The organism is Ornithinimicrobium carbonis (assembly GCF_977012275.1).
Window position 1 is genome coordinate 1509453 of sequence record NZ_OZ348993.1, and the last position, 26907, is coordinate 1536359.

The following is a 26907-nucleotide window of genomic DNA, read 5'->3' on the forward strand; positions in this document are numbered from 1 at the left end:
GGGGCGCACGCTGCCAGGATCGGGGTATGACGCCGCTCGACTACGCCCGCATGTTCCGCCTCGACGGTCGGCACGCGGTGGTGGTGGGGTGCGGCGGGATCGGGGCCGAGATCGCCGCCGGGCTGGCCGCCCAGGGGGCCCGGGTGAGCTGCCTCGACAAGGACGAGGCGGTGGCCGCCGCCGTGCGGGACCGTCTGTCCGACAACGGAGGCGAGGGGGACCTGCCCACCGACGGGGGTGACGGGACCGGCGGGGCAGGGCACGCGGCATACCTCGTCGACGTCCTGGACGAGCGCTCGCTGGACGCGCTCGCCGCCGCGCTGGGCGACGTCGACGTGCTCGTGCTGACCGCGGCCACCAACGTGCGCAAGCGGCTGCTGGACTACACGGTCGAGGAGTTCGACCGTGTCGTCGCGCTCAACCTGCGCGCGACCTTCACCGCCGCCCGGGCGTTCGCGCCGCGGATGGTCGACCGGGGGACTGGGTCGGTCGTGGTGATGACCTCCATCCGGGCGGTGACCGTCGAGCCGGGGCAGGGGGCGTACGCGGCGACGAAGGCCGGGGCGATGCAGCTGGTGCGGACCCTGTCGGCCGAGCTCGGGCCGGCCGGGGTGCGCGTCAACGCGGTGGCGCCCGGTGTCGTCGAGACGCCGCTGACGCAGCAGATCCGCGACGACGCCGACTGGGGGAGGGCCTACGCGGAGAAGTCGGCGCTCGGCCGGTGGGCCCGGCCCGAGGAGATGGTGGGGGCCGTCTGCTGGCTGGCCTCGGACGCCGCGAGCTTCGTCACCGGCAGCCAGGTGATGGTCGACGGGGGGTGGACGGCGATCGACGGGCGGTTCACGCCCCCGACCTGAGGCTTCCGCCGCGACCGTCAGCCGGTTCTTGACGCGGGCCCGGACGTTTCCGCAGGTCGCGCAGAGGCCATCTGCCAGGAACCGGACGAGAGTGCGCTGCGGCCCCGGCCGGCGTCACTCCCCGCGCTCGCCCCGGCCGGCGTCCCTCGCGCTCGCCCCGGCCGGCGTTCCTCGCGCTCGCCCCGGCCGGCGCCTCTCCCCCCCGCTCGCCCCGCCTCACTCCTGGATCAGCTGCTCGCCCTTCTCTCGCAGCTCCACCTTGCGGATCTTGCCGGTGACCGTCATCGGGAACTCCTCGGTCACCTGCACGTAGCGCGGGATCTTGTAGTGCGCCAGCTTCCCGGAGCAGAACTCCCGCACGGCCTCGACGTCCAGCCGCGGCGCCCCCGCGCGCAGCCGCAGCCAGGCCATCAGCTCCTCGCCGTACTTCTCGTCCGGCACCCCCACGACCTGGGCGTCGACCACGTCCGGGTGGGACATGAGGAACTCCTCGATCTCGCGCGGATAGATGTTCTCCCCGCCGCGGATGACCATGTCCTTGATCCGGCCGGTGATCTCCACGTAACCCTGCTCGTCCATCACCCCGATGTCGCCGGTGGCCATCCACCCGTCGCGCACCACCTCGGCCGTCTTCTCCGGCTCCTCCCAGTAGCCCAGCATCACCGAGTAGCCCTTCGTGCAGAACTCCCCGGGCTGCCCCCGCGGCACGACCTCCCGGGTCACCGGGTCCACGATCTGGATCTCCAGGTGCGGGCCGACCCGCCCGACGGTCCCGACCTTCTTCTCGAACGGGTCCCGGGGCGAGGTCTGGGTCGACACCGGCGAGGTCTCGGTCATCCCGTAGGCGATCGTCATGTCGCGCACCCCGGCGTCGATGAGCCGCTGCATCACCGACGCGGGGCACAGCGACCCGGCCATGATCCCGGTCCGCACCGTGGCCAGGTCCTCGACCGAGAACCCCTGGTCGGCGTCGATGAGCTCGAACATCGCGATGAACATCGTCGGCACCCCGTACAGCGAGGTGCAGGACTCCTCGCGCACCGCCGTCAGGGTCGCCGCCGGGTCGAACCCCGGCCCGGGGATGACCATGCACGCCCCGTGAGTGACACAGGCCAGGTTGCCCATGACCATCCCGAAGCAGTGGTAGAAGGGCACCGGGATGCAGACCACGTCCTCCTCGGTGTAGCCGCAGCCCACGCCCACGAACCAGCCGTTGTTGAGGATGTTGCGGTGCGAGAGGGTCGCGCCCTTGGGGAAGCCGGTGGTCCCGGAGGTGTACTGGATGTTGATCGGGTCGGTCGGCGAGAGCCGGCTCTGCGCCTCCGCGAGCCGGTCGCGGGTGACCTGGTGCGATCCACCGCGGAACTCATCCCACCCGGAGCTGCCGATGACGAGCACCTGCGCCAACGACGGGCACCCGCGCCGCACCTCCTCGACCATCGCCGGGTAGTCGCTGCTGCGGAAGGCTTCCGCCACCACGATCGTGCTGATCCCCGACTGATTGATCACGTAGGCCAGCTCGTGGGTGCGGTAGGAGGGGTTGATGTTGACCAGGATCGCGCCCATCTTGGCGGTGGCCAGCTGCACGAGCGTCCACTCCGCGCAGTTCGGCGCCCAGATCCCCACCCGGTCGCCGGTGCGCACCCCCGAGGCGATGAACGCCCGTGCCAGCAGGTCCACGTCCTGGAGCAGCTCGGACCAGGACCACCGCCGGCCGCTGGCCGACTCGACGAGCGCCTGCCGGTCCCCCTGCCGACGGGCGGTCGCGTCCAGCGCCTGCCCGATGGTCCCCTCCAGGAGGGGTATGTCGTCGCGCCCCCGGGTGTGCGAGAGCTCCGGGGAGGGGGTGCGGACTTCGCTGTCGGCCATGGAGCCATCCTGCCCCCGGCCGGGCGCGGGGCACCACCCGGGGGCGCGCGCACGGCATACTCGGGAGGCATGACCGACACTCCCGCCGCCGACCCCTCCGTCCCCGCCGCCGACCCCGCCCGCGAGGCGCGGATCCGGGAGCTCTCCAAGGCGCACGTGTTCACCTCGTGGTCGGCGCAGAAGGCGGTCGACCCGCTGCCGCTCGCGGGGGGTGAGGGGGCGTGGTTCTGGGACTTCCGGGGTCGCCGGTTCCTCGACCTGACCAGCCAGCTGGTCAACGCCAACCTGGGCTACCAGCACCCCGCGCTGAGCCGGGCGATCGCGGACGCGGCGATGCGGATCACCACCGTGGCGCCGTCGTTCTACGAGGAGTCGCGCGCCGAGGCGGCCGCGGCCGTCGCGGCCGTGGCCCCGGAGGGGATGAACAAGGTCTTCTTCACCAACGGCGGCACCGAGGCCAACGAGCACGCCACCCGGATGGCCCGCCACCACACCGGGCGGCAGAAGATCCTGGCCGCCTACCGCAGCTACCACGGCTCCACCGCGGGCTCGGCATCCCTGACCGGGGAGCCCCGCCGCTGGGGATCGGAGCCGGCGGTGCCCGGGGTCTTCCACTTCTGGGGGCCCTACCTCTACCGCAGCGAGTTCTGGTCGAGCACGCCGGAGGAGGAGACCGAGCGGGCGCTGACCCACCTGCGGCACACCGTCGAGGCCGAGGGGCCGCAGCACGTGGCGGCGATCGTGCTGGAGAGCGTGGTCGGCAGCGCCGGGGTGCTGCCGCCGACGCCGGGCTACCTGCAGGGGGTGCGCGAGCTGTGCGACGAGCACGGCATCATGCTCATCGCCGACGAGGTGATGGTCGGCTTCGGGCGGACGGGCGCATGGTTCGGGTTCGACCACGCGGGGATCGCGCCGGACCTCATCAGCTTCGCCAAGGGCGTCAACTCCGGCTACGTCCCGCTCGGCGGCGTTCTCATGTCCGACGAGATCGCCCGGACCTTCGACGACGTGCCCTACCCGGGCGGACTGACCTACTCCGGGCACGCGCTGGCCACGGCGTCGGCGGTCGCGTCCCTGCGGATCCTGCACGAGGACGGCATCGTCGAGCACGCCCGGGAGCTGGGGGAGCGCACGCTCGGACCCGGGCTGCAGGCGCTGGCGGAGCAGCACGGCGTCGTCGGCGAGGCGCGCGGGCTGGGGGCCTTCTGGGCCCTGGAGCTCGTCGCCGACCCGGACACCCGCGAGCCGCTGGACGCCGGCACGATGAAGAAGGTCGCCGCCGCCTGCCAGGAGCGAGGGGTGTGGCCGCTCGTCGTGGCCAACCGGATCCACGTGGCGCCGCCGCTGGTCATCACGCACGAGGAGGCCGCCTCCGCCGTCGAGACGCTCGGCGCGGCGCTGACCGAGGTGGTCGGGTGAGCACCGAGGGTCCCGGGCGCGGGGTCCGGCACCTCGCGGGGGAGGGACGGGCGCTCTCGCTGGCGGCCGCCCGCGGCGTGACGGAGGAGACGGACGACGCGGGTGCCGACAGCGCGGGGCAGCACCCCGCCCTCGTGGAGGCGCACGTCAGCGTGCCCGACACCGACATGGCCCAGCGCATCGCCAGCGACCTCGTCGCCCGGCAGCTGGCGGCCTGCGTGCAGGTGCTCGGGCCGATGACCTCGGTCTACACGTGGGACGGCGAGGTGCACCGCAACCAGGAGTGGCTGCTGGTCGCCAAGACGACCGAGGAGGCCTTCCCCGACGTGGCCCGGGCGGTGCGCACCCTGCACAGCTACGACGTGCCCGAGGTCGTCGCGGTGCCCATCACCCAGGCGCTGGGCGAGTACGCCTCCTGGGTCCGGCAGCACTCCGACGGCATCGACGACGCCGAGCTGACGGGGCACGACGGCGGCCAGCCCTGAGGGGTCGGCGACTCCGGCGACCAGCCCCGAGCAGATCCGCGGTTCCGCCAGCCGGCCCGGGCGGCCAGGCCTCAGGTGTCCGTCGTCCCCTCGTACAGGCCGACGGTGTTGCCGTCCGGGTCCTCGAAGATCGCCCACCAGCTGGTCTCGCTGATCGGACTGCGGTCCATCACGACGCGGCCGCCCTGGTCCTGCACCGCCCGCAGCGTCTCCTCGATCGAGTCCACCTCGACGTAGGACCGCGGCTGGGTGAAGCCCTCGCTGCGGGGCGTCAGGCCACCGCCGCTGATCTCGTTCGGCGCCTGCCACATCGGGTAGCCCTCGAACCCGGGCAGCTCCGCGATATGCCAGCCGAAGAGGGTGCTGTAGAAGGCCTGGGCGCGGTCCATGTCCGAGACCGGGATGTCGATGTGGGTGATGTCTCCGTGAGCCATGGTGTCTCCTCTGGAACGGGCCGCCCCTCCTGCGGCGGGGGCGGCTCACCCTCATCGTGGCACCGATCCCGGCCGTGGGGGAGGGTCCTCGTCCGGTCAGTCCAGGCAGAACTCGTTGCCCTCGGGATCGGCCATGACGATGAAGCCGACGCTCATCGGCGGGTCGGGTTCGAACCGCTGCAGGCGGGTGGCGCCGAGGGCCAGCAGGCGCTCGCACTCGGTCTCCAGCGCCGCCATCCTCTCCTCGCCCCGCAGGTCGGAGGCGGTGCGTACGTCCAGGTGGAGCCGGTTCTTGGCGACCTTGTCCTCGGGCACCTGCTGGAAGTACAGCCGCGGCCCCGACCCGTCCGGGTCCTCCAGCGCGGAGGCGCTGTTGCGCTGCTCCTGGGGCACCCCGGCCTGCTCGAGGAAATCGTCCCAGGCCGCCAGCGGGTCGGCCCCCTCCGGCAGGTCGACGCCCGGCGGCGGCGGATGGACGTAGCCGAGCACGTCCCGCCAGAAGACGGACAGCGCCCGGGGGTCGTGCGCGTCGAAGGTGACCTGGATCTGACGGCTCATCGCGCCTCGCCTTCCTGGACCGGGTATGCCGTGCCGCACCGGCACGGCACACCCACTGTGCCGCAGCACCCGGTCCGGCGGAACCCCCCGTGCCCGGACGAGGGGCGGAAACCCCCCGTGCCCGGACGAGGGGCGGAACCCAGGATGCCCGCCCAGGCGCGAAGGCTTCGGCACCCCGGTGACCGGGACGAGAAAGGCCCCGACGGTGGTGACCGGCGGGGCCTTCCTGGGTGGAGCGGGCGACGAGAATCGAACTCGCGTATTCAGCTTGGGAAGCTGATGTTCTACCATTGAACTACGCCCGCGCGCATCCGACCCGAGGTCTCCCGGGTCGGGTAGAGAGCATACCCCACCTGCGCAGTCGCCCCGAAACCAGGCCGGGGACGCGCCCACTACAGTGGCTGCCGTGCTGCTCTCCGACCGCGACATCCGCGCCCAGATCGACGCCGGCAGGGTCGTGCTCGACCCGTGGGACCCGGTGATGGTCCAGCCCTCCAGCGTGGACGTGCGGCTGGACCGCTTCTTCCGGCTCTTCGACAACCACAAGTACCCGGTCATCGACCCCGCCCAGGACCAGCCCGACCTCACCCGGCTGGTCGAGGTGGAGCCGGACGAGTCGTTCGTGCTGCACCCCGGGGAGTTCGTGCTCGGGTCGACCTACGAGGAGGTCAGCCTCCCCGACGACGTCGCCGCCCGGGTCGAGGGCAAGAGCTCGCTGGGACGGCTGGGGCTGCTCACCCACGCGACGGCCGGCTTCGTGGACCCCGGCTTCACCGGGCACGTGACCCTGGAGCTGTCCAACGTGGCGACCCTGCCGATCGTGCTGCACCCGGGGATGAAGATCGGCCAGCTCTGCTTCTTCCAGCTCAGCTCGCCGGCGGAGCACCCCTACGGCTCGGACGTGCGCGGCAGCCACTACCAGGGGCAGCGCGGCCCGACCGCCAGCCGCTCGTGGGCCAACTTCCACCGCACCCAGATCGTCTCGTAGGGCCGTGGCCGGCACCACCTCCGACGGGGCGGTGGTGCCTACCGTGCGCTTCGCCGGGCTGACCTGGGCCGTCAAGGTGGCCGCCGAGCCGGTCGGGCCGGGCCCCAACCGGTTCGCCGCGGGGTCCGTGCGCGCGGAGGGTGGGGCGGTCCGGCTGCAGGTCCTCCCGGACGGGCGGGGCTGGGTCTGCGCCGAGATCGTCGCGCTGGGCACCTTCGGATACGGCACCTACACGTGGGACGTCGAGGTGGACGTGCCCGGGCTCGACCCGTCCTCCGTGCTGGGGATGTTCACCTGGTCCCACCGGCCCGAGCACCACCACCGGGAGATCGACGTCGAGCTGGGCCGCTGGGGCGACCCGGGGGCAGAGCTCGACGGGCTGCACGTCGTTCAACCGGGCGGCCCGGGACATGAGCACCGGTTCGAGACGGGCCGCTCCGGCCGGGGGCGGCACACGATCGACTGGGCACCGGGACGGGTGCGGCTGACCTCGACGGGCGGCGGCCAGACGCACTCCTGGAGCGTGACCGGTGCCGCCGTCCCTCCGGCAGGGGGAGGGGTGGCGCCCCGGATCAACCTGTGGATGTTCCGGGGGCGGGCGCCGACGAGGCCCCAGTCGGTGCGGGTGACCGGGTTCGGCTACCGGCCCTGAGGCTCGTCGGTGTCGGCGGTGGGCGCAGCGTCCGAGGGCTGGTCGACGGCCGACTCCGGACCCTCGGTCCGGTCGACCGCCTCGTCCTCGCGCGGGGCGACGCCCTCCTGGACGGCGTCGCCCTCCGCCTGGGCCTGATCGGCCACCGGGGCCGACGGGTCGTCGGCGCCCGGGACGGGCGCGGACGTCGTCGCAGACCGTGCCGCAGTGGCGGGCGCGGCCTCCCGCGTCCGCGTCGTTCCGGCCGGCGACACGTCGGCGTCCTGGACGGCGATGGCCTCCGGCGCCTCGTCGACCTCCGGCTCCTCCCCGCGGCGCACGGCGGCGAGCAGCATCTGAGCCACGTCGACGACCTCGACCTCCTCGCGGGCGCCCTCCGACTGCTTCTGGGTCAGTCCGTCGGAGAGCATGACCCGGCAGAACGGGCAGCCGATCGCGATCCGGTCGGCGCCGGTGGCCAGCGCCTCCTCGGTGCGGTTGAGGTTGATCCGGGTCCCGAGCTTCTCCTCCATCCACATCCGCGCACCGCCGGCGCCGCAGCAGAAGGACTTCTCCGCGTGCCGCGGCATCTCCCGCAGCTCCACGCCGGGCAGCGCGCCGAGCAGCTCGCGCGGCGGGGCGTAGACCTGGTTGTGCCGGCCCAGGTAGCACGGGTCGTGGTAGGTCACCGACGCGGCGGTGGAGGCCACCCCGCTGGTGTCGGCCCGGTCGGGCCGGGAGACGGGGGTCAGCCGCTGGTCCCGCACCAGCTTGTTGAGCAGCTGGGTGTGGTGGACGACCTCGAACTGGCCGCCGACCTGGGGGTACTCGTTCTTGATGGTGTTGAAGCAGTGGGCGCAGGTCACCACGATCTTCGTCGCGTTGACCTCCTTGAGCACCTCGACGTTCTGCATCGCCAGCATCTGGAAGAGGAACTCGTTGCCGGCGCGCCGGGCGGGGTCACCGGTGCAGGTCTCCCCGTCACCCAGCACGGCGAAGGAGACGCCGGCCGTGTGCAGCAGCTCGGCCACCGCCCGCGTCGTCTTCTTGGCACGGTCCTCGAACGCGCCGGCGCAGCCGACCCAGAAGAGGTAGTCGACCTGGGAGAGGTCCTCGACGTCGGCACCGGCCATCGGGATGTCGAACGGCAGGTCCTTGGCCCAGTCCATCCGGAGCCGGGCGTTCATCCCCCACGGGTTGCCCTTGTTCTCCAGGTTCTTGAACAGGCCGCCGAGCTCGTTGGGGAAGGCCGACTCGATGAGGTTCTGGTAGCGCCGCATGTCGACGATCGCGTCGACGTGCTCGATGTCCACCGGGCACTGCTCCACGCAGGCGCCGCAGGTCGTGCACGACCACAGGACCTCGGGGTCGATCACGGCGCCGCCGTCGGGGACGGTCGGGTCGCCGACGGTCTCCCCGACGAGGGGCCGGGCGGCCTCGGCGACCGCGGTGGTGGGTATGCCGTGCAGCTGCTCGGGGCGGTCCCCGTCGCCGAGCGCCTGGAAGGCCTCCATCGCCGCGTCGCGGTGCTCGCTGTCGGCCAGGAGCCACGGCGCCTTGGCGTGGTGGTGGTTGCGCAGGTTGACGACGAGCATCTTGGGCGAGAGCGGCTTGTCGGTGTGCCAGGCCGGGCACTGCTCCTGGCAGCGGCCGCACTCGGTGCAGGTGGAGAAGTCGAGCAGACCCTTCCAGGTGAAGTCCTCGACCTTGCCGGCGCCCAGGGAGGCGTCCTCGTCGAGCTCCTCGATGTCCTCGAAGTCGACCGGCTTGCCGTCGACCGCGACCGGCTGCAGGGCGCCGAGGCTGGTGGCGCCGTCCGCGTGCCGCTTGAACCAGATGTTGAAGAAGGCCAGGAACCGGTGCCAGGCCACGCCCATCGTCGGGGTCAGCGCGATGATGATCATCCAGGCCATCGAGATGAGGATCTTCAGCAGGGCGACCAGGACGATGCCGGTCTCCAGCGCGCCGACCGACAGGCCGGAGAAGAGCCCGCCGACCCAGGCGGTGAACGGGAAGTGCCCCAGCGTCGCCCAGGACTCACCGGTCGCGCGACCGAGCGCGTACTCCATACCCCGCAGGGCCACGATGCACAGGCCCACGCCGAGGATGACGGCCTCGACCACGTAGGCCTGCCAGAAGCTGGACCCCCAGAACCGGGAGCGGCGGCCCTCGCGGCGGGGGTGGCGGACCTGACGGACGACGATCAGCGCGAGGATGCCGAGGACGGCGGCCCAGCCGAAGAGCTCGGTGATCCACTCGTAGGGGGCGAAGTGTCCGATCAGGGGAAGGACGAAGTGGGGGTCGACGAGCTGCCCGTAGGCGGTCAGCAGGGTGAGGAACAGCAGACCGAAGCTCACCATGACGAACCAGTGGGCCACCGCGACCCCCGGTTTGCGGGCCATCCGTCCGTGCCCGACCACCTCGCGCAGGAGGGTCAGCGTGCGGGTGCCGGGCTCGTCCGTGCGGTGCTCGGGCTGGCCGACCCGGAACTTCGCCACGAAGCCCGCGACCGTCCGGACGAAGAGGGCGACCGCGGCCAGCGTGACCAGGCCCGCGACGACGATGGCGAAGACCTGCAGCGTGCTGACGTCCATGGGTGCAGGGTAGCCGTCACCCCCGACGGACCGGCGGGGGCTCGTGGGCCCACCCATGGAATAACGGGGCATTCCGTGATGTATAACTGCTGGAACGTCTTCCTGCCCCCGACGAAAGGTCACCTCCCGTGCCCGTCTACGACGACGTCACCCAGGTCATCGGCCGCACCCCCCTCGTCCGCCTCAACCGGCTGACCGAGGGCATCGCGGACGGCGCCCAGGTGCTCGCCAAGCTCGAGTCGCAGAACCCGGCCGCCTCGGTCAAGGACCGCATCGGCGCCTCCATCGTCGACGCCGCGGTGGAGAGCGGCGAGCTGCAGCCCGGCGGCACCATCGTCGAGGGCACCTCCGGCAACACCGGGATCGCCCTGGCCATGGTCGGCGCCGCCCGCGGCTACAAGGTCGTCCTGGCGATGCCGGACACCATGTCGATGGAGCGTCGCGCCCTGCTGCGCGCCTACGGCGCCGAGCTGGTGCTGACCCCCGGCGCCGAGGGGATGAAGGGCGCCGTGGCCAAGGCCGAGGAGATCGCCTCCGAGCGCGGAGCCGTCCGGGCCCGCCAGTTCGCCAACCCGGCCAACGTCAAGGTCCACCAGGAGACGACCGGCCCGGAGATCTGGGAGGACACCGACGGCGGTGTCGACGTGTTCGTCGCCGGCGTGGGCACCGGGGGGACGATCACCGGCGCGGGGCGCTACCTGCGCGAGCAGAAGCCCGACGTGCAGCTGGTCGTCGTGGAGCCGGCGGCGAGCCCGATCCTGTCCGGCGGCCAGCCCGGTCCGCACAAGATCCAGGGCCTGGGCGCCAACTTCGTGCCCGAGATCCTCGACACCGAGCTTTACGACGAGGTCGTCGACGTCGAGCTCGACGACGCCCTGACCACCGCCCGTGCCCTGGCGACCCAGGAGGGCATCCTGGCCGGCATCTCCTCCGGCGCCAACGTGTGGGGCGCCCTCGAGGTCGCCCGGCGTCCCGAGAGCGCCGGCAAGACGATCGTCGTCATCATCCCCTCCTTCGGCGAGCGCTACCTGTCCACCGTGCTGTTCGACGGGTTGCGCGACTGATGAGCCTGCGCTCGACCGTCGGGGCGCTGGCCCGAGCGGCCGGCGACCTGGCCACGCACGTGCGGGAGGACCTGGACGCCGCGGTCGCCCGCGACCCGGCCACCGACTCCCGGCTGGAGATGGCGCTGGCCTCGCCCGGGCTGCACGCGGTCTGGACCCACCGGGTCTCGCACGCGCTGTGGACCTCGGGGTCCAGGCTCCCGGCCCGGCTGCTGTCCCAGGCGGCCCGCGCCGCGACCGGGGTGGAGATCCACCCCGGGGCCCAGATCGGCCGCCGGTTCTTCATCGACCACGGCATGGGCGTCGTCGTGGGCGAGACCGCCGAGGTGGGTGACGACGTCATGCTCTACCACGGCGTCACCCTCGGCGGCCGCTCGATGGAGTCGGTCAAGCGCCACCCCACCGTCGGCGACGGGGTGACCGTCGGCGCGGGAGCGAAGATCCTCGGGAACATCGTCCTGGGGCACGGCGCCCAGGTGGGTGCCAACGCCGTGGTCACCAAGGACGTGCCCTCGATGGCGGTCGCGACCGGCATCCCGGCGAAGATCCGCCGCACCGACGGCAGCGTCGACCCCCAGCACGCGCTGTACGACGAGCCCGCCCTCTGGATCTGAGGCGCGAGAGGGTCTGAGCACGAGAGACGGCCGGGCCGTCACCCTCGAGCCACACCACCCACGCACGAAGCGGCCCGCCCCGGAGTGATCCGGGGCGGGCCGCTTCGTCGGTGTCAGCAGCCGGTCAGGGCAGCTTCTCCCCGCCGGGGCCGAACGACGTGGAGTCCACGTCGACGCCGGCGTTCGGGTCGTAGGACCCGGTGGCGTTGGAGTAGGTGCCGTCGGACGTCGTGCTCTCGTGCCCACCGACCTTGGACTTGACCTCGCCGGCCTTGGACTTGGCCTGCTCGGAGAACTTGTTGGCGACCTCGGGGGCCTTCTCCTTGACCTCCTCGACCTTGGTCTGGACGCGGGGGTCGGTCCACAGCTTGTTGGCCTGGTCGGCGATCTGGTCGTAGCGGTCGCGACCGGCGCGGGCCCCCAGCACGTAACCGACTCCGGCACCGACGAGCAGCAGCAGCTTGTTCATGATGACTCCTTCCATGGGTCAACGTCTTTCACCCCGACCCTACAAGGCGTACCCGGCGATGGCACACCGAACCGCGTCCCCCGCGTGGCGAGGGCCGTGGTGGGACGTCGCCCGGCGCGCACGGCGTCGGCGGGCGAGGGTGGCGGAGGGTGTGGGATTCGAACCCACGGAGGTCTCCCTCGGGCGCTTTCAAGGCGCCTGCACTCGGCCACTATGCGAACCCTCCTGCACCGACGGCTCGGCCGGCGGCAGGTGACCATCATTCCACGCGCGTCCGCAGCCCTGTGGAGGATGCGCGTCGGGGGTCGCCGTGCTGCTACCGTTGACCCTGGTTGACGTTGCATTTCTCTGGCTGTGAAGGACACCGGCCCACCCATCGCTGCGGCAGTGGGAGGACGGCGAGCGCACGACCCCGGGTCGCCCGGGTCGCTGGGGGGTTCATCGCTCACCGTCCCCCGCCGACCTGGTGGGGGTCGCACCTGGCAGTACTGCAGAAAGAGACATCCCATGGCACAGGGAACCGTGAAGTGGTTCAACTCCGAAAAGGGCTTCGGCTTCATCGCTCAGGATGGCGGTGGCCCCGACGTGTTCGTCCACTACTCGGCCATTGAGAGCAACGGGTACAAGTCCCTCGAAGAGGCGCAGCGCGTCGAGTTCGAGGTCACCCAGAGCCCGAAGGGTCCGCAGGCGGACGCCGTCCGCGCGATCTGATCCCAGCTCACCGAGCTTCCGAAGGCCCTCGTCACCAGCGGTGACGGGGGCCTTCGCCCGTCCCGGCACCGCGACTCACCCCGCGACTCAGTCGCAGACCGTGCCGATCTCCTCCAGCTCGTCGGCCGGCTCCGTCGTGGTCGCCGACCCGTCGTCCACCGGCGAGGTGGTCGGCGCGTCCTCGGTGGCCCCGGTCGGCGTCGCACCGTCCACGTCCTCGGTGGGCACCGCCGGCGCCGGCTCCTCGGTCGGCTCCGGCTCGGGAGCGGGGTGCAGCGCGCCCCAGACGCGGTAGCGGATGTTCGAGTAGTTCGGGTCCGCGGTGTCGGTGTTCTGCGCCGTGAAGGGCAGGCTCTTGAGCGTCCCGTCCTGCACGAGCAGCGTCAGCTCGGCCCACGCGCCCAGGTCCTGGCGGGGGATGTCGGTCACGACGTTGTCCCCGACCGCGGTGATGATGGCCGGGTAGCGCTGCAGCAGCGTCATCGGGTTGGCCTGGTCGATGACCGCGGCCACCATGCACCGCTGCCGGCGCATCCGGTCGAAGTCGTCGGAGAGGACGCGCGAGCGGGAGTAGCCCAGCGCCTGGAACCCGTTCAGCCGCTGGGTGCCCGGCTGCAGCCACTCCAGCTGCGGGGAGTTGGGATCCAGCTGCAGCTTGCCGTTGGCGTCGGTGAAGGTCCGCCCGTTGATCGGGATCTCCTCCTTGACCGTGATGGTCACCCCGCCCATCGCGTCGATGAGGTCCTCGAAGCCCTCGAGGTTGACGATCACCGTGTGGTGGATCGGCACGCCCAGCACCGTCTCGAGCGTGCGCCGCGTAGCGGTGAGGCCGACGTTCGGGTCCCCGGCGTAGAGCCCCGGCTCCTCCTCGGCGTGCCTCTCCGCCTCCATCCAGACGGCGTTCATCAGGCACTGGTCGCCGCAGTCGTAGCCGTCGGGGTAGACCTCGTGCAGCGGGTGGTCGCGGGGGAAGGGAACCTGCTGCAGGTTGCGGGGGACGGAGAAGAGCACCGCGTCCCCGGTGCGGGTGTCGATGCTGGCCACGATCATCGTGTCGGTGCGGGTGCCCTCGCGGGCCTCGGCGGCGTCGGAGCCGAGCAGCAGCATGTTGACGCGGGGCAGGTCGACCCACGGGTCCTCGCCCGGGCGCAGCGAGGAGGTCGCCACGGCGCCGTCGTCCGCGTCCCCGCCGCCGACGGTGCCGTCGGTGAAGACCTTGTCCATCGCGTCCAGGTGGCTGTCGATGTAGCGCACCCCCATGACCGCCGGCGCGCTGACGACCAGGCACAGCAGCCCGGTGAAGGAGGCCAGGGCCACCCGCTGCCCGGTCGAGGAGCGGCGCGGCTGGGTCATCAGCGCGGTGAGGGAGATCGAGCCGATCCACACCAGGGTGCCGGCCACGAGGATCCCGATGATCGTCCGCAGACGTCCTCCGTCGGCGGCGGTCTGCAGGGCGGTGCTGGTCAGCCCCTCGCGGGAGACCCACCAGCCGACCGCCACGAGTGCGGCGACGGCGAGGGCGACGAGCACCAGGCCCATGCCCCGGCGGCGGGTGGGCAGCAGGCCGGCGCCCGGCACGACGGCGCTCAGCGCGGTCAGCCCCAGGGCCCGGCCCAGTCCCTGCCGGGGTCGACGTCGTCGGTGCTCCGCGCGGGTCACGTGCGCAGCGTGCTCTCCGCCGGACCGCGCGCGGCTGACGCGGTCGGCGTCGCGCGACTCGTTCATCGGGCCGGGGCAACCTTTCGTTCCAGGTGGAGGACCATCATGTCCTACCAGGCGCCGCTGGTGAACCGCTGGGAGCGCCCGCGGTGGTTTGGGGGCCGGACGGGGGGTGCAGTAGGCTGACCTGCGATCTGGAGGCGTCGCCTAGTCTGGTCTATGGCGCCCGCCTGCTAAGCGGGTTTGGGGTTTAGAGCCCCATCGAGGGTTCAAATCCCTCCGCCTCCGCCGGTCCGCTGCGCACCGCGCAGACGCCGAAGCCCCCGGACCTCGGGTCCGGGGGCTTCGGCATACCCGCTCCGGTCCGCTCCGGCGGGACCGCCCAGGTATGACGCTCAGTCGGGTTCGTCCGCGCCCTCGCCGTCGTCGGTGGGGTCGGCCTCGGCGTCCGCGTCGGAGGCGGCGTCGCCCGGCTCGTCCCCGTCGCCGGGGCCGTCGGCGGCTTCGCCCTTCTCGACCGTCTCGTCACCGTCCTCGTGCTGGCCCTCGCCCTCGACCGCGTCGGCCGCCTCGTCGGCCTGCTTGGCCTCCTTCGAGCCGCCCTCGCGCACGCTCCGCTCGATGTCGTCGACCGCCTCGACGCGCTCCTCCTTGCCCGGGGGCAGGGGCTCCTCGGCCAGGAGCGGCTCCGTCTCGTAGGGGCCGGGCTCGGTGCCCGGGACGATGCCCATCAGGCACCTGCTCCGGCGAGACGCTCCTGGAGCGTGGCGAGCTCGTCCGCCATGGCCGAGGGGAGGTCGTCGCCGAACTTCTCGAACCACTCCTGGATGAGCGGCAGCTCCTCACGCCACTCCTGGGCGTCGAAGTTCAGCGCCCTGGCGACCTGCTCCTCGTCCACGTCCAGGCCGTCGGTGTCCACGTCGCCGGGGTGGGGCAGGTAGCCGATCGGGCTCTCCTGGGCCTCGACGTTCCCCTCGAGCCGCTCGAACATCCACTTCAGCACGCGGGAGTTCTCACCGAAGCCGGGCCACAGGAAGGACCCGTCCTCGTCGCGGCGGAACCAGTTGACCATGAAGATCTTCGGCAGCTTCTCGGCGTCGGCCTGCTTGCCGAGCTCCAGCCAGTGGTCCACGTAGTCACCGGCGTTGTAGCCGATGAACGGCAGCATCGCCATCGGGTCGCGGCGCACGACGCCGACCGCGCCGGTCGCCGCGGCGGTGGTCTCCGAGGACAGCGTCGCGCCGACGAAGGTGCCGTGCTGCCAGTCCCGGGACTCCGAGACGAGGGGCACGGTGGTCTTGCGCCGTCCGCCGAACATGATCGCCGAGATCGGCACGCCGTCGGGCTCGTCGTACTCCGGGGCGATGGTCGGGCACTGGGTGATCGGCGTGCAGAAGCGGCTGTTGGGGTGCGAGGACACCTTGTCCATGTCCGGGGTCCAGCGTTCGCCGTGCCAGTCGATCAGCTCCGCCGGCGGCTCGTCGGTCATCCCCTCCCACCAGACGCCGCCGTCCAGGGTGCGGGCGACGTTGGTGAATATCGAGTTGCCCTTCTCGATCGTGGCCATGGCCACCGGGTTGGTGTCGGCGCCGGTGCCGGGGGCGACCCCGAACAGACCGAACTCTGGGTTGACGGCATACAGGCGTCCGTCTGGGCCGAAGCGCATCCAGGAGATGTCGTCGCCGACCAGCTCGGCCTTCCAGCCGGGCATCGTGGGCTGGATCATCGCCAGGTTGGTCTTGCCGCACTGCGAGGGGAACGCGCCGGCGATGTAGTGGGTCTTCCCCTCGGGGTTGGTCAGCTTGAGGATGAGCATGTGCTCGGCCATCCAGCCCTCGTCGCGGGCCATGACCGAGGCGATGCGCAGGGCGTAGCACTTCTTGCCGAGCAGGGCGTTGCCGCCGTAGCCGGAGCCGTAGGACCAGATCGCCAGCTCCTCGGGGAAGTGGACGATGTACTTGGTCTCGTTGCAGGGCCAGGGAACATCGTCCTGGCCTTCGGCCAGGGGGGCGCCGACGGAGTGCAGACCCTTGACGAAGGGAGCCTGGGTCTGCTCCATCTGCGCCAGGATCTTCGCGCCGATGCGCGCCATGATCCGCATCGAGGCGACCACGTAGGCGGAGTCGGTGACCTCCACGCCGTACTTGGGGTCCTCGGCGTCGAGGTGGCCCATGACGAAGGGGATGACGTACATCGTGCGGCCCTGCATCGACCCCTCGAAGAGCGGCCACAGGAGGTCCTTCATCTCCTGGGGGTCCATCCAGTTGTTCGTGTGCCCCGCGTCCTTCTCCTCCGCCGAGCAGATGTAGGTCTGGTCCTCCACCCGGGCCACGTCCTGCGGGTCGGACAACGCGTGGTAGCTGTTCGGCAGCGTGTCGTCGGACAGCTTCGTGAAGGTCCCCGCCTCCACGAGCTCGGCGTTGATCCGCTCGATCTCCTCGTCGGACCCGTCGATCCACACGACCTCGGTGGGCCTGGTGTGGGCGGCCACCTCCTTCACCCACGCGTCGAGCTCGGCGTGGCTGGTGCCTCCGACGGTCTGCGTCTGATGCATGAAATGAGTCCCTTCCCTGGCCTCGGCGCCATTGGTCCCTGCAAGGCGTCAGTGCCTTGACCTTTACCGTATCGTGACCCCGCCGGCCCGCAGCCCGGGGTCGCGCCCCGGGGCCGCGAGATCGGTCACACCGGTGCCGGGCCGCGAGCGCCCCGGAGGGGTGCGCGCCGGCACTACGCTTCGCTGGTGTCCGCCGAGATCGTCTACCTGCTGCTGGGCCTGGGGCTCCTGCTCGCCAGCGTGCTGCCCACGATCGTGGAGGGACGCGCGTTCTCGGCCCCGATGGTCGTCCTGACCTTCGGCGTGGTCGCCGGGCTGGTCGTGCCGGGGGAGGACCCGATCAGCCCGATCCTCGACGCCCGGGCCACCGCCCACCTGGCCGAGGCGACCGTCATCATCTCGCTCATGGGCGTCGGGCTGGCGCTCGAGCGGCCGCTGCACTGGCGCACGTGGATGCCCACGTGGCGGATGATCGCCCTGGCGATGCCCCTGAGCATCGCCGCCGTGGCCCTGCTGGGCTGGTGGTCGATGGGCCTGACGGTGCCGGCGGCGGTCCTGCTCGGTGCCGTGCTCGCGCCGACCGACCCGGTGCTGGCCAGCGACGTGCAGGTGCCTGGACCGCAGACCCCGGGGACCGGGCGCACCGAGGGGGACGTCGCGGACGTGCTGACCGAGGAGGACGAGGTGCGCTTCACGCTCACCTCCGAGGCCGGTCTCAACGACGCCTTCGCCTTCCCCTTCGTCTACCTCGGACTCTTCCTCATGGGGCGGGGAGCCTGGCAGGAGTGGGGTATGGAGTGGCTCCTGTGGACCCTGCTCGGCAAGATCGTCGTCGGGTGCCTGGTGGGATGGCTGGCCGGCCGGTTGCTCGGGGCGCTGCTCTTCCGGGGCCGGCTGCGCGGCCGGCGGGTCGCCGAGGTCGGCACCCCGCTCTTCGCGCTCGCGGCCACCTTCGCGGTCTACGGGTTGACCGAGATCGTGCAGGGGTACGGCTTCCTGGCCGTCTTCGTCGCCGCCCTCGTCCTGCGGGGCGCCGAGCGCGACCACGGCGTGCACACCGCCCTGCACGAGTTCGTCGAGCGGACCGAGACCATCCTCACCCTCGTGCTCCTGCTCATGGTCGGGGCCGCCATGTCGGCCGGGCTGCTGGCGGGGCTGACCTGGGGCGGTGCGGCCGTGGGCCTGCTCCTGGTCCTCGTCGTGCGCCCGCTCGTCGGCTGGATCTCCCTCCTTGGCTGCCGCCGCGTCGACCTGCCCGAGCGGGCGGCCATCTCCTGGTTCGGCGTGCGCGGCATCGGCTCGATCTACTACCTGGCCTACGCGCTCAGCAGCGAGTACGTCGCCGAGGGTCTGGAGCTGTGGTCGGTGGTGGCGTTCACCATCACGCTGTCCGTCGTGGTGCACGGACTGCTCGCCACCCCCGTCATGCGCTGGCTCGACGCGCGCCCCCACCGGGGCCGCGGCGGCGATTTCGCCCCCTCCGCACCCGTGGGCTAAAGTGGGTCGTCGCCGGCGCCCGTAGCTCAACGGATAGAGCATCTGACTACGGATCAGAAGGTTAGGGGTTCGAATCCCTTCGGGCGCGCGCTGTGTTGAGACAGTCGAGCGAAGGCCCTCTCCGTCAGGAGGGGGCCTTCGTGGTCGTGGGGGTCGGTGGACCGGGGTTCTGCCGACCGAAGGGTCAGCCGACCGGCGTGACCGGGTCCTCGCCGGCGAGCACGGCCACGACGTTGCGCGCGGCCAGCAGCGCCATCCCGGTGCGCGTCTCGACGGTGGCCGACCCCACGTGCGGCAGCAGCACGACGTTCTCCAGCTCCAGCAGCCCGGGGTGGACCCGCGGCTCGTGCTCGTAGACGTCCAGCCCCGCCCCGGCGATCGTGCCCTCCTGCAACGCGTGCACCAGCGCCTCCTCGTCGACGACCGGCCCCCTGGCGGTGTTGACGAGGTATGACGTGGGGCCCAGCCGGGCGAGCTCGTCCGCCCCGACCAGGTGGTGGGTGGCGGCGCTGTAGGGCAGGTGCATCGAGACCACGTCACCGGCCTCCAGCAGCTCGGCCAGCTCGACCCGCCGTGCACCCAGCTCCTCGACGACGTCCGACGGTGCGTCCCGCCGCCCGGTGTAGAGGATGTGCATCCCGAACGCCCGGGCCCGGCGTGCCGTGGCCCGGCCGATGCCGCCCAGGCCGACGATGCCGAGGGTGCGGCCCTGCAGCCCCCGGCCGAGCAGAAGCTGCATACCCCACTGCCACTCCTGCCCCGACCGCACGAGCCGCTCGGCCTCGCCCAGCCGGCGCGTGGACATGAGGACCAGCGCCATCGCCAGGTCTGCGGTGGCCTCCTCCAGCACGCCCGGGGTGTTCGTCACCACGACCCCCCGGTCGGCGCAGACCGGGACGTCCACGTTGTCGTAGCCCACCGCGACGTTGGCCACCACCCGTACCCCCGGCCCTGCGGCGTCCAGCAGCTCGGCGTCGACCCTCTCGGTCACGAGCGTGACGAGCGCGTCGGCCCCCTCGACCAGCGCGAGCAGCTGATCGCGGGGGACCGGTCCGTCGTGCTCCCACGCGCGCACCTCGTGCCCCGCGTCCCGCAGCGCTCCGAGCGTCTCGTCGGGGAGCCTGCCCGTCACCACGACCGTCGCCATCGCCCCAGGGTATGGCGTCCGTCCTCGTCCTCGTCCTCGTCCTCGTCGCCGGCAGTCCGCCGGCCCCGTCCGCAGGCACCGTCCGCCGCCGGCCCCGTCTGCCGGCCCCGTCCGCCGGCGGGGGCGGCGCGCCAGGTGGCGCAGGTCACACCTTCAGGTGCAGACTTGCGGGCACCTCGTCGCCGGAGGAGCGACGACGAACTCCTCGGGAAGGACGGGCCATGGCCACCACCACGGGTGAGGGCGAGCGGGACTACGTGCTCAGCAAGGCGATCCACCTCGCCTCGGTCGCCGCGCTGGGCGGCTTCCTCTTCGGCTTCGACACCGCCGTCATCAACGGCGCGGTGAACGCGATGCGCGAGGACTTCGAGATGGGGTCGGCGACCACCGGCTTCGTGGTCAGCTCGGCGCTGCTGGGCTGCGTGCTCGGTGCCTACCTGGCCGGCCGCCTGGCGGAGCGGATCGGCCGTATCCGGGTGATGGTGATGGCGTCCGCGCTGTTCACCGCCTCGGCGATCGGGTCGGGCCTGGCGTTCGGCGCCTGGGACATGATCTTCTGGCGAGTCCTGGGCGGCGTCGGCGTGGGTGCGGCCTCGGTGATCGCACCGGCCTACATCGCCGAGATCTCCCCGGCCTCGATCCGCGGGCGTCTCGGCTCCCTGCAGCAGCTGGCGATCGTCACCGGCATCTTCCTGGCCCTGCTGTCCGACTACTTCCTCGCGACGGTGGCCGGCGGGTCCGGCGAGCCGCTGTGGGGCAGCACCGCCTGGCGCTGGATGTTCCTGGCCGAGGTCATCCCGGCCGTCTCCTACGGCGTGCTCGCGCTGACCATCCCGGAGTCGCCGCGCTACCTCGTGGCCCGGGGCCGGATGGACGAGGCCAAGGAGGTGCTCGGCCGGGTGATGCTCAAGGGCATCCCCGAGCGGATCGCCGAGATCAAGCGGACCGTGCGCCAGGAGGCGCGGGCCTCCCTGTCGGACCTGACGACCGACGCGGGCAAGGTGCTGCCGATCGTCTGGATCGGGATCGCGCTGTCGGTCTTCCAGCAGTTCGTCGGCATCAACGTGATCTTCTACTACTCCTCGACCCTGTGGCAGGCGGTCGGCTTCACCGAGGAGGACGCCCTCACCCAGACGGTCATCACCTCGGTGACCAACATCGTCGTCACCCTCGTGGCGATCTCGCTGATCGACAAGATCGGCCGGCGGGTGCTGCTGCTCATCGGCTCGGCGGGCATGTTCGTCTCGCTCGGGCTGATGGCCTGGATCTTCGCCACCGCCAACCAGGTCGCCAACGAGGCCGGCGAGCTGGAGCCGGTCCTGGGCGACACCCAGGGCCTCATCGCCCTCATCGCCGCCAACGCCTTCGTCGTCTTCTTCGGGATGTCCTGGGGCCCGGGCGTGTGGGTGCTCCTGGGCGAGATGTTCAACAACCGCATCCGCGCCACCGCCCTGGGCATCGCCGCCGCCGCCCAGTGGCTGGCCAACTTCGCCATCTCGACCAGCTTCCCGGTCATGGCCGACCTGGGTCTGGGCTTCGCCTACGGCTTCTACACCCTTTGCGCCGTCCTGTCCTTCTTCTTCGTCCTGAAGTGGGTGCCGGAGACCAAGGGCAAGGAGCTGGAGGACATGGACTGACCGCCGCGGGCCCGCGTCGTGCGCACGACGGGGGCCGGTCGGGCCAGACGCGGTCGGGTCAGACGGGACGCGGGCCGGTCAGGCCGAACGAGGGCCGGTCCGACCGAACGAGGGCACGGGTTGTGCTGCCGGATCACGGATTTCGGCTGAACAACCCGTGCACTCGTTCGCTCGCCCGGCCCAGGCACCGTCGACAGGGCCGAGCACCGCACGCCTCGGTCCAGCAGCCGCCTCGGTCTGGCCGCACACCTCGGTCTGGCCGCACGCCCAGGCCTACCTCACGCCTGGGCCTGGCAGGCCAAGCTCCGGCCGCCGGCGGCCTGACCCTCAGACCTCGTCGGAGGACTGCGTGGACGGGTCCCACTTGAGCACGCCGTCGGCGGCCCAGCCCCGGTCCTTGATCGCCTCGCGGGCCTCGGTCTTGACGGGGCCGGTCAGCCGGTCCACGTAGAGGTAGCCGTCCAGGTGGTCGGTCTCGTGCTGCAGGCACCGCGCGAGCAGCCCCTCGCCCTCGACGACGACCTCGCCGCCCTCCAGGTCCGTGCCGGTGACCCGCGCGCGGGGGTGGCGGGCCAGCGGGAACCACTCGCCCGGGACGGACAGGCAGCCCTCGCCGTCCTCCTCGGAGTGCAGCGGCGGCGGGGTGCCCATCTTCTCCAGGACCGGGTTGACCACGACCCCGCGCGCGTTCGGACCGTCGGGCACGGGGCAGTCGTAGACGAAGATGCGCAGCCGCGAGCCCACCTGGTTGGCCGCCAAACCGACGCCGTCGGCGGCCTCCATCGTCTCGAACATGTCGGCGACGAGGGTACGGATCTCGTCGGTGACCTCCTTGACCTTCTTGGTCGGAGCGTGGAGGGCCTTGTGCCCGATGACGGTGATGGGACGGACTGCCATGGGGACGATTCTAGGATCGTCCGGAGGATGCAGCCGCACGCGTCGACGCCGCTGGGCCGGCAGGCCCGCGCAGCGCCCGCGCCAACCGCACGCGTCGACGCCGCTGGGCCGCTGGGCCGCCCCAGCGCCTACGCTTCGCCCATGAACTGGATTGAGGTGGTGGGCTGGACGGGCTCGGCGGTCCTGGTGATCTCCCTGCTGCAGACCCGGCTGCTGCGGCTGCGGATCATCAACCTGGCCGGTTCGCTGATCCTGCTGGGCTACAACGCGATCATCGAGGTGTGGCCGATGGTCGGCCTCAACGTCGTGCTGTCGCTCATCAACGTCGTCTACCTGTGGCGGATGCTGCGCTCGCGGCACGACGCGCAGGCCTACACGGTGCTGGAGGTGGAGCCGGACGACCGCTACCTGGCCCACGTCCTGCACGTCCACCGTGAGGACATCGCCCGCTACAACCCCGGCTTCACGCACGATCCGCACGGGGACCACAGCGCCTACCTCGTGCTCAAGGGGGACGAGACCGTCGGGGTCGTCCTCGTCCGGGACGCCGGCGACGGGGTCGCCCAGGTGGTGCTCGACTGGGTCAGCCCCGGCTACCGGGACTTCACCCCCGGTGAGTTCGTGTACCGCGAGTCCGGGCTGTTCGCCCGGCGAGGCTTCGAGCGGGTGCTGTCCCCGGCCGGCATGGCCAACCCCTACTACGGGCGCATCGGGTTCCGGCCCGAGGGGGAACGCTGGGTGCTCGACGTCCGCGAGGACGCGGCCGGCTGAGCCTGCCACGGACCCGGGGTATGCCGCCGTCAAGCGGCCCGGTCCACGCGCCACGGACCCGCGGTATGCCGCCGTCAAGCGGCCCGGTCCACGCGCCACCGACCCGGGGTATGCCGCCGCGCGGGCGCCGCGTGCCACGTGCCTACGGACGCCGGTCCCGTCGGTCGCGTCCAGCCCGTTGGCCACGCCGGTCCCGGGGCTCCTGGCCCTCGGGGGACCGGCTGGGCGTCGGGTCGGGGTCGACCGCCACCCGGCGTCGCGTGCGCGGCTCGTCCACCCAGTCCCAGTCGGCCGGCAGCTCGCCGCGGTCCACCGCCTCCCACCGGCTCCCACCCTCCCGGTCCCGCGCGTCAGCTGCCTCCTCGCGCCGGTCCTGCCGCCGCACCCGCCCGGCGGGCGTCCCCCGCCGGGCGACGATCACGTCCGCGTCGAACCGGTCCGCCATTCCCGGGTCGTCCGACAGGTCCGTCTCGAACGGGTCCTGCACGGCCGGCTCGTCCCACGCCCCGGCGCGGGCGACGTCATACCCCTGGTCCTCCCGGTCCTCGTCGGGCCCGGGGCCCGCGTCCTCGTCGGGGTCCCACCCGGCGGTGCCGAAGATCGTGGAGCAGATGCGGCGGTACTTGTCGTCCGGGTCCGGCAGCCAGTTGATCTCCCGCATCGCCTGCTCCTGCCCGGCGGACTCCAGCACGAAGGTGCCGTAGCCGAGCATCCGACCGAGCAGGCTGCGGCCGTAGTTCATGTCGGTGACCTTGCGCAGCGGCATCATCGCGACCTTGTGCGTCAGCAGCCCGTAGGTCATGATCAGCCGCTTGTCGGTCGCCACGAACCACTCGTTGCGCCACTCGGCGAACCGCCACACCGCCCGCCCCAGCACCGCGAACCAGACCCACCACAGCACCGCGACGAGCTCGCCGACCGTCTCCTCGACCGCGGGCGACACCGCGGCGACGGCCACCAGGGAGACGAGCGCGGTGGCGACCGGCTCGAAGAGGTAGGCCCAGTGCTGGCGGGTGGCCACGACCGGCCGCTCGTCGTCGAGCAGGTAGCGCTGCAGGATGCGCCGGCTGAGGCGGATCCCGTCGTCGGTGGTCGCGGCCACGGCCATGGCGCCTGTGCTACCCGTCGACGATGTTGCCGAAGAAGCGCCCGATGTTGAGCACGCCCTGGCTGATGATGTCCCAGATGGCGCGGACGATGTCGGCGGCGCGGTCGGGGTTGGTGACGACCGCGTAGATGATGAACCCCCACAGCAGCCAGTGCAGGACCTTCTTCACCGTGGCTGGCATCGGGCGTCCTCCAGGGGGTCGGGGTCGGGGTCGGTCTGGGTCGCGGGCCGGGCACCGGTCGGCGCCTGCCCACAGGTCTGGTGCCAGTGTGGCAGAAGTGACGGAGTATGCCGTGCTCCGTCCGGTCGGGGTGTGTCGCACCTCCGTCGCAGCCGGCCGCCACCGCCCGCCGGCCCGGTCCCACCTGGCCGCGCCCCCGTCGGTGGAGCCTGCGTGCCGCTCAGCCGGCCTGGTTCAGCCCCGCAGCAGCGGCGAGGCCACCATCCGGTCCAGGGCCTCCTCGACCTCGGCCGTCGACCCGGCGAAACTCAGCCGCACCATCCGGTGGCCCTCGACGGTGTCGAAGTCCACGCCGGGGGTGATCGCCACGCCGCAGTCGGCGAGCAGGGCCTGGCACCAGGCCACCGAGTCGTCGGTGAGGTGGCCGACGTCGCACCAGGCGTAGAACGCGCCGTCCGGCGGGGCGTCCGTGCGCAGCCCGACCTCGGGAAGGCGGCGGACGAGCACCTCGCGGGTGACGGCATACCGCTCCCGGTGGCCCTCCAGCTCGGCCCGCGCCTGCGGCGTGAACGCGCCGAGGGCGGCGTACTGGCTGATGCCGGGCGGGCAGATGTTGAGGTTGCCGGTGAGGACCTCGAGCGGGCGGCGCAACGAGGCCGGGGCGAGCAGCCAGCCCACCCGCCAGCCGGTCATCGAGAAGTACTTGCTCACCGAACCCACCACGACCGCCTCGCGGGAGGTCTCCCACGCGCTCGCGGTCGCCCGGCCGTAGCTCAGCCCGTGGTAGATCTCGTCGCTGACCAGCAGCGTCCCGTGCTCCTCGCACCAGCGGGCCAGGCCGGCCAGCTCGTCGGCGTCGATCACGGTCCCGGTCGGGTTCGCCGGGGACGCGACGATCAGCCCGGCGGGCGGCCCGGACGCCGCGGCCAGCTCCTCCATCATCGCCACCGTCGGCTGGTAGCGCGTGTGCGGCCCGCAGTCCAGCTCGTGCACCCGCACGCCGAGCGCCTGCAGGGTGTTGCGGTAGGCGGGATATCCCGGCCGGGCCATCACGACCGTGTCGCCGACGTCGAACGCGGCGAGGAAGAGGGCGGTGAACGCTCCCGAGGACCCGGGGAAGACGAGCACCTCGTCCGGGTCGACGTCGATGCCGCTGAGCTCCCGGTGGTGCTCGGCGACCGCCTGCCGCAGGGGGAGGATGCCGGTCGACTCGGTGTACCCCAGCACCTGGGAGGTGGCCGCCCGGACCGCCGCCTCGACGGCGGGCGCCGGCGCGGGCGTCGAGGGCTGGCCGGCGCAGAGCATGAGGACGTCACCGTGGGTGCGCTGCCGCTCGGCCGCGGCCTTGAGCACCTCCATGACGTGGAAGGGCTCGACCGCGGACCGCCGCGAGACCCGCGCGGGGCGCGACGCCATACCCGGTGCTCCTCAGACCACGCCGTAGAGCCGGTCGCCCGCGTCCCCCAGGCCGGGGACGATGTAGCCGTGCTCGTTGAGCCGCTCGTCGATGGCGCCGGTGACGATGGTGATCGGGCACTCGACGTCGGACAGCTCGGACTGCAGGCGCTCGATGCCCTCCGGGGCGCTGAGCAGGGTGATCGCGGTGATGTCGTCGGCGCCGCGGTCGACGAGGAAGCGGACGGCGGCGGCGAGGGTCCCGCCCGTGGCCAGCATGGGGTCGAGCAGGTAGCACTGCCGCCGGTCCAGGTCCTCGGGCAACCGGTTGGCGTAGGTGTGCGCCTCCAGCGTCTCCTCGTTGCGCACCATGCCCAGGAACCCGACCTCGGCGGTCGGCAGCATCCGCATCATGCCGTCGAGCATGCCCAGGCCGGCGCGCAGGATGGGCACGACGAGGGGCTTGGGCGAGGCCAGGTGGATGCCCTTGGTGGGCGCCACCGGCGTCTCGATGTCGAACGGGGCGACCCGCACGTCCCGGGTGGCCTCGTAGGCGAGCAGCGTCACCAGCTCGTCGGTCAGCCGGCGGAAGGTCGGGGTGTCGGTCCGCCGGTCACGCAGGTACGTGAGCTTGTGGGCGATGAGGGGGTGGTCGGCAACGTGCACGCGCATAGGCAAGACTCTAGGTCGTGGCGGATCGCGGCGGCACCCCGGTCGGGGGCGGAGGGCCCGGGAGGGCGGACGGGGCCTCCGGCGTGCGCGTCGGACCGGGCGCCGGCCCGGCCTTCCCCCCGAGGTATGCGGAGTGGCTGCGGCTCGCGCTCGACGAGGCCGGGGCGGCGGCCGGGTCGGGCGACGTGCCGATCGGCGCGGTCGTCGTGGACGAGGACGGCCGGGTGGTCGGGCGGGGGCACAACGTGCGCGAGGCCGAGCACGACCCCACGGGGCACGCCGAGGTGGTCGCCCTCCGGGAGGCGGGGAGGGCGCAGGGACGGTGGCGGCTGGAGGGCTGCACGCTCGTCGTGACCCTGGAGCCGTGCGCGATGTGTGCAGGGGCGGCGGTGCTGGCCAGGGTCGACCGGATCGTGTTCGGCGCGTGGGACGAGAAGGCCGGGGCGTGCGGGTCGGTGTGGGACCTGCCGCGGGACCGGGCGGCGCTGCACCGGCCGGAGGTCGTCGGTGGGGTGATGGCCGAGGAGAGCGCCCGGTTGCTGCTGGACTTCTTCGCGGGGCGTCGCGGGATGACGCGGGCCGACGGGGCCGACGGGGCCAGTGGGGACGGCGGGGACGGCGGGGATGGCGGGACCGAGGGAGGGCGTCCGCTGACGCCCGATCCCGATGCGCACTGATTTTCAGGCCCCGGGGCCG

The 26907-nt window shown here is 72.2% G+C and carries 26 protein-coding genes and 4 tRNA genes; 14 read left to right on the forward strand and 16 right to left on the reverse strand.

Going from position 1 to position 26907, the window contains the following annotated elements:
* Window positions 1-26 precede the first annotated feature (26 nt).
* Complete coding sequence (locus tag ACWHYA_RS06710; RefSeq protein ID WP_425942065.1) at window positions 27-857, forward strand: SDR family NAD(P)-dependent oxidoreductase; 831 nt, start codon at window positions 27-29, stop codon at window positions 855-857.
* Window positions 858-1073: 216 nt separating this feature from the next.
* Here ACWHYA_RS06710 and ACWHYA_RS06715 read toward each other — a convergent pair whose 3' ends face one another.
* Complete coding sequence (locus ACWHYA_RS06715; protein WP_425942063.1) at window positions 1074-2726, reverse strand: AMP-binding protein; 1653 nt, start codon at window positions 2724-2726, stop codon at window positions 1074-1076.
* A gap of 69 nt (window positions 2727-2795) precedes the next feature.
* On the opposite strand from ACWHYA_RS06715, the gene ACWHYA_RS06720 reads away from it, so the two are divergent.
* Together ACWHYA_RS06720 and cutA are read left to right on the forward strand one after the other, a co-directional pair.
* A complete protein-coding gene (locus ACWHYA_RS06720) occupies window positions 2796-4145 on the forward strand; it encodes an aminotransferase class III-fold pyridoxal phosphate-dependent enzyme (RefSeq protein WP_425942061.1) in 1350 nt (449 codons plus the stop codon).
* The gene (gene cutA, locus ACWHYA_RS06725) at window positions 4142-4630 is read left to right on the forward strand and encodes a divalent-cation tolerance protein CutA (protein WP_425942059.1); all 489 of its coding nucleotides are present in this window, start codon (window positions 4142-4144) and stop codon (window positions 4628-4630) included. Before ACWHYA_RS06720 ends, cutA begins: the two co-directional genes overlap by 4 nt.
* A 71-nt stretch (window positions 4631-4701) precedes the next feature.
* Here the strand turns inward: cutA and ACWHYA_RS06730 are convergent, their stop codons facing one another.
* The 3 genes from ACWHYA_RS06730 to ACWHYA_RS06740 all read right to left on the reverse strand — a co-directional run bounded on the left by ACWHYA_RS06730 (window position 4702) and on the right by ACWHYA_RS06740 (window position 5927).
* A complete protein-coding gene (locus ACWHYA_RS06730; protein ID WP_425942057.1) occupies window positions 4702-5064 on the reverse strand; it encodes a VOC family protein in 363 nt (120 codons plus the stop codon).
* A 96-nt stretch (window positions 5065-5160) separates the two neighbouring features.
* On the reverse strand, window positions 5161-5622 hold the full coding sequence (locus tag ACWHYA_RS06735; protein WP_425942056.1) for a VOC family protein: 462 nt from the start codon (window positions 5620-5622) through the stop codon (window positions 5161-5163).
* A 231-nt stretch (window positions 5623-5853) separates the two neighbouring features.
* Window positions 5854-5927, reverse strand: a tRNA-Gly gene (locus ACWHYA_RS06740).
* Window positions 5928-6028: 101 nt separating this feature from the next.
* Here ACWHYA_RS06740 and dcd point away from each other — a divergent pair.
* Both dcd and ACWHYA_RS06750 read left to right on the forward strand, forming a co-directional pair.
* Entirely contained in the window at window positions 6029-6610 is a 582-nt protein-coding gene (dcd, locus tag ACWHYA_RS06745; protein WP_425942054.1) for a dCTP deaminase, read from the forward strand.
* A 4-nt stretch (window positions 6611-6614) separates the two neighbouring features.
* Window positions 6615-7262 (forward strand): hypothetical protein, encoded by a 648-nt coding sequence (locus tag ACWHYA_RS06750; RefSeq protein WP_425942052.1) that lies wholly within the window; start codon window positions 6615-6617, stop codon window positions 7260-7262.
* Here ACWHYA_RS06750 and ACWHYA_RS06755 read toward each other — a convergent pair.
* Complete coding sequence (locus ACWHYA_RS06755) at window positions 7250-9835, reverse strand: heterodisulfide reductase-related iron-sulfur binding cluster (protein WP_425942050.1); 2586 nt, start codon at window positions 9833-9835, stop codon at window positions 7250-7252. The genes ACWHYA_RS06750 and ACWHYA_RS06755 overlap by 13 nt on opposite strands.
* 128 nt (window positions 9836-9963) lie before the next feature.
* Here ACWHYA_RS06755 and cysK point away from each other — a divergent pair, with 128 nt between their 5' ends.
* On the forward strand, window positions 9964-10899 hold the full coding sequence (gene cysK / locus ACWHYA_RS06760) for a cysteine synthase A (protein WP_425942048.1): 936 nt from the start codon (window positions 9964-9966) through the stop codon (window positions 10897-10899).
* Complete coding sequence (gene epsC / locus ACWHYA_RS06765; protein WP_425942046.1) at window positions 10899-11513, forward strand: serine O-acetyltransferase EpsC; 615 nt, start codon at window positions 10899-10901, stop codon at window positions 11511-11513. Before cysK ends, epsC begins: the two co-directional genes overlap by 1 nt.
* Window positions 11514-11637: 124 nt before the next feature.
* Here the strand turns inward: epsC and ACWHYA_RS06770 are convergent, their stop codons facing one another.
* Window positions 11638-11982: a YtxH domain-containing protein gene (locus ACWHYA_RS06770; protein ID WP_425942044.1), complete on the reverse strand. Its 345-nt coding sequence runs from the start codon at window positions 11980-11982 to the stop codon at window positions 11638-11640.
* Between the two features lie 140 nt (window positions 11983-12122).
* A tRNA-Ser gene (locus ACWHYA_RS06775) sits at window positions 12123-12208 on the reverse strand.
* Between the two features lie 281 nt (window positions 12209-12489).
* Here ACWHYA_RS06775 and ACWHYA_RS06780 point away from each other — a divergent pair.
* Window positions 12490-12693 carry a cold-shock protein gene (locus ACWHYA_RS06780; RefSeq protein WP_425942042.1) on the forward strand — a complete coding sequence of 68 codons (204 nt, stop codon included), beginning with the start codon at window positions 12490-12492 and terminating at the stop codon, window positions 12691-12693.
* 87 nt (window positions 12694-12780) lie between these two features.
* Here the strand turns inward: ACWHYA_RS06780 and ACWHYA_RS06785 are convergent, their stop codons facing one another.
* Window positions 12781-14418: an LCP family protein gene (locus tag ACWHYA_RS06785; RefSeq protein ID WP_425942040.1), complete on the reverse strand. Its 1638-nt coding sequence runs from the start codon at window positions 14416-14418 to the stop codon at window positions 12781-12783.
* A gap of 130 nt (window positions 14419-14548) precedes the next feature.
* On the opposite strand from ACWHYA_RS06785, the gene ACWHYA_RS06790 reads away from it, so the two are divergent.
* Window positions 14549-14640: transfer RNA gene (locus ACWHYA_RS06790), tRNA-Ser, on the forward strand.
* A 107-nt stretch (window positions 14641-14747) separates the two neighbouring features.
* On the opposite strand, the gene ACWHYA_RS06795 is transcribed toward ACWHYA_RS06790, so the two are convergent.
* Window positions 14748-15083, reverse strand: a complete 336-nt coding sequence (locus tag ACWHYA_RS06795; RefSeq protein ID WP_425942038.1) for a hypothetical protein — start codon at window positions 15081-15083, stop codon at window positions 14748-14750.
* The gene (locus ACWHYA_RS06800) at window positions 15083-16906 is read right to left on the reverse strand and encodes a phosphoenolpyruvate carboxykinase (GTP) (protein ID WP_425942036.1); all 1824 of its coding nucleotides are present in this window, start codon (window positions 16904-16906) and stop codon (window positions 15083-15085) included. Before ACWHYA_RS06800 ends, ACWHYA_RS06795 begins: the two co-directional genes overlap by 1 nt.
* A gap of 186 nt (window positions 16907-17092) precedes the next feature.
* Here ACWHYA_RS06800 and ACWHYA_RS06805 point away from each other — a divergent pair, with 186 nt between their 5' ends.
* Complete coding sequence (locus tag ACWHYA_RS06805; RefSeq protein WP_425942034.1) at window positions 17093-18403, forward strand: cation:proton antiporter; 1311 nt, start codon at window positions 17093-17095, stop codon at window positions 18401-18403.
* Window positions 18404-18418: 15 nt separating this feature from the next.
* Window positions 18419-18491, forward strand: a tRNA-Arg gene (locus tag ACWHYA_RS06810).
* A 96-nt stretch (window positions 18492-18587) separates the two neighbouring features.
* On the opposite strand, the gene ACWHYA_RS06815 is transcribed toward ACWHYA_RS06810, so the two are convergent.
* Window positions 18588-19550, reverse strand: coding sequence for a 2-hydroxyacid dehydrogenase (locus ACWHYA_RS06815; protein WP_425942032.1), 963 nt, complete (start codon window positions 19548-19550; stop codon window positions 18588-18590).
* A gap of 221 nt (window positions 19551-19771) precedes the next feature.
* On the opposite strand from ACWHYA_RS06815, the gene ACWHYA_RS06820 reads away from it, so the two are divergent.
* The gene (locus ACWHYA_RS06820) at window positions 19772-21187 is read left to right on the forward strand and encodes a sugar porter family MFS transporter (RefSeq protein ID WP_425942030.1); all 1416 of its coding nucleotides are present in this window, start codon (window positions 19772-19774) and stop codon (window positions 21185-21187) included.
* 327 nt (window positions 21188-21514) lie between these two features.
* Here the strand turns inward: ACWHYA_RS06820 and def are convergent, their stop codons facing one another.
* On the reverse strand, window positions 21515-22084 hold the full coding sequence (gene def / locus ACWHYA_RS06825) for a peptide deformylase (protein WP_425942028.1): 570 nt from the start codon (window positions 22082-22084) through the stop codon (window positions 21515-21517).
* A 141-nt stretch (window positions 22085-22225) separates the two neighbouring features.
* On the opposite strand from def, the gene ACWHYA_RS06830 reads away from it, so the two are divergent.
* Window positions 22226-22855 carry a hypothetical protein gene (locus tag ACWHYA_RS06830; protein ID WP_425942026.1) on the forward strand — a complete coding sequence of 210 codons (630 nt, stop codon included), beginning with the start codon at window positions 22226-22228 and terminating at the stop codon, window positions 22853-22855.
* 142 nt (window positions 22856-22997) lie between these two features.
* On the opposite strand, the gene ACWHYA_RS06835 is transcribed toward ACWHYA_RS06830, so the two are convergent.
* The 4 genes from ACWHYA_RS06835 to upp form a co-directional block, all read right to left on the reverse strand.
* Window positions 22998-23963, reverse strand: coding sequence for a PH domain-containing protein (locus tag ACWHYA_RS06835; protein WP_425942024.1), 966 nt, complete (start codon window positions 23961-23963; stop codon window positions 22998-23000).
* Window positions 23964-23973: 10 nt separating this feature from the next.
* Window positions 23974-24144 (reverse strand): hypothetical protein, encoded by a 171-nt coding sequence (locus ACWHYA_RS06840; RefSeq protein ID WP_425942022.1) that lies wholly within the window; start codon window positions 24142-24144, stop codon window positions 23974-23976.
* A gap of 234 nt (window positions 24145-24378) precedes the next feature.
* Window positions 24379-25560, reverse strand: a complete 1182-nt coding sequence (locus tag ACWHYA_RS06845) for an aminotransferase class I/II-fold pyridoxal phosphate-dependent enzyme (RefSeq protein ID WP_425942020.1) — start codon at window positions 25558-25560, stop codon at window positions 24379-24381.
* A gap of 12 nt (window positions 25561-25572) precedes the next feature.
* Entirely contained in the window at window positions 25573-26211 is a 639-nt protein-coding gene (gene upp / locus ACWHYA_RS06850) for a uracil phosphoribosyltransferase (protein WP_425942018.1), read from the reverse strand.
* Between the two features lie 137 nt (window positions 26212-26348).
* Here upp and ACWHYA_RS06855 point away from each other — a divergent pair, with 137 nt between their 5' ends.
* Complete coding sequence (locus tag ACWHYA_RS06855; protein ID WP_425942509.1) at window positions 26349-26888, forward strand: nucleoside deaminase; 540 nt, start codon at window positions 26349-26351, stop codon at window positions 26886-26888.
* The last annotated feature ends 19 nt before the right edge of the window (window positions 26889-26907 follow it).

What these genes read in the sequence shown, in the direction of transcription:
- ACWHYA_RS06720 (WP_425942061.1), top strand. Translation starts at nt 2,796, where the DNA reads ATGACCGACACTCCCGCCGCCGACCCCTCCGTCCCCGCCGCCGACCCC.
- ACWHYA_RS06755 (WP_425942050.1), bottom strand. Translation starts at nt 9,835, where the DNA reads ATGGACGTCAGCACGCTGCAGGTCTTCGCCATCGTCGTCGCGGGCCTG.
- ACWHYA_RS06735 (WP_425942056.1), bottom strand. Translation starts at nt 5,622, where the DNA reads ATGAGCCGTCAGATCCAGGTCACCTTCGACGCGCACGACCCCCGGGCG.
- ACWHYA_RS06815 (WP_425942032.1), bottom strand. Translation starts at nt 19,550, where the DNA reads ATGGCGACGGTCGTGGTGACGGGCAGGCTCCCCGACGAGACGCTCGGA.
- upp (WP_425942018.1), bottom strand. Translation starts at nt 26,211, where the DNA reads ATGCGCGTGCACGTTGCCGACCACCCCCTCATCGCCCACAAGCTCACG.
- epsC (WP_425942046.1), top strand. Translation starts at nt 10,899, where the DNA reads ATGAGCCTGCGCTCGACCGTCGGGGCGCTGGCCCGAGCGGCCGGCGAC.
- ACWHYA_RS06795 (WP_425942038.1), bottom strand. Translation starts at nt 15,083, where the DNA reads ATGGGCATCGTCCCGGGCACCGAGCCCGGCCCCTACGAGACGGAGCCG.
- ACWHYA_RS06780 (WP_425942042.1), top strand. Translation starts at nt 12,490, where the DNA reads ATGGCACAGGGAACCGTGAAGTGGTTCAACTCCGAAAAGGGCTTCGGC.
- ACWHYA_RS06785 (WP_425942040.1), bottom strand. Translation starts at nt 14,418, where the DNA reads ATGAACGAGTCGCGCGACGCCGACCGCGTCAGCCGCGCGCGGTCCGGC.
- ACWHYA_RS06845 (WP_425942020.1), bottom strand. Translation starts at nt 25,560, where the DNA reads ATGGCGTCGCGCCCCGCGCGGGTCTCGCGGCGGTCCGCGGTCGAGCCC.
- ACWHYA_RS06835 (WP_425942024.1), bottom strand. Translation starts at nt 23,963, where the DNA reads ATGGCCGTGGCCGCGACCACCGACGACGGGATCCGCCTCAGCCGGCGC.
- ACWHYA_RS06840 (WP_425942022.1), bottom strand. Translation starts at nt 24,144, where the DNA reads ATGCCAGCCACGGTGAAGAAGGTCCTGCACTGGCTGCTGTGGGGGTTC.
- ACWHYA_RS06820 (WP_425942030.1), top strand. Translation starts at nt 19,772, where the DNA reads ATGGCCACCACCACGGGTGAGGGCGAGCGGGACTACGTGCTCAGCAAG.
- ACWHYA_RS06730 (WP_425942057.1), bottom strand. Translation starts at nt 5,064, where the DNA reads ATGGCTCACGGAGACATCACCCACATCGACATCCCGGTCTCGGACATG.
- def (WP_425942028.1), bottom strand. Translation starts at nt 22,084, where the DNA reads ATGGCAGTCCGTCCCATCACCGTCATCGGGCACAAGGCCCTCCACGCT.
- ACWHYA_RS06830 (WP_425942026.1), top strand. Translation starts at nt 22,226, where the DNA reads ATGAACTGGATTGAGGTGGTGGGCTGGACGGGCTCGGCGGTCCTGGTG.
- ACWHYA_RS06710 (WP_425942065.1), top strand. Translation starts at nt 27, where the DNA reads ATGACGCCGCTCGACTACGCCCGCATGTTCCGCCTCGACGGTCGGCAC.
- ACWHYA_RS06715 (WP_425942063.1), bottom strand. Translation starts at nt 2,726, where the DNA reads ATGGCCGACAGCGAAGTCCGCACCCCCTCCCCGGAGCTCTCGCACACC.
- ACWHYA_RS06770 (WP_425942044.1), bottom strand. Translation starts at nt 11,982, where the DNA reads ATGAACAAGCTGCTGCTGCTCGTCGGTGCCGGAGTCGGTTACGTGCTG.
- ACWHYA_RS06800 (WP_425942036.1), bottom strand. Translation starts at nt 16,906, where the DNA reads ATGCATCAGACGCAGACCGTCGGAGGCACCAGCCACGCCGAGCTCGAC.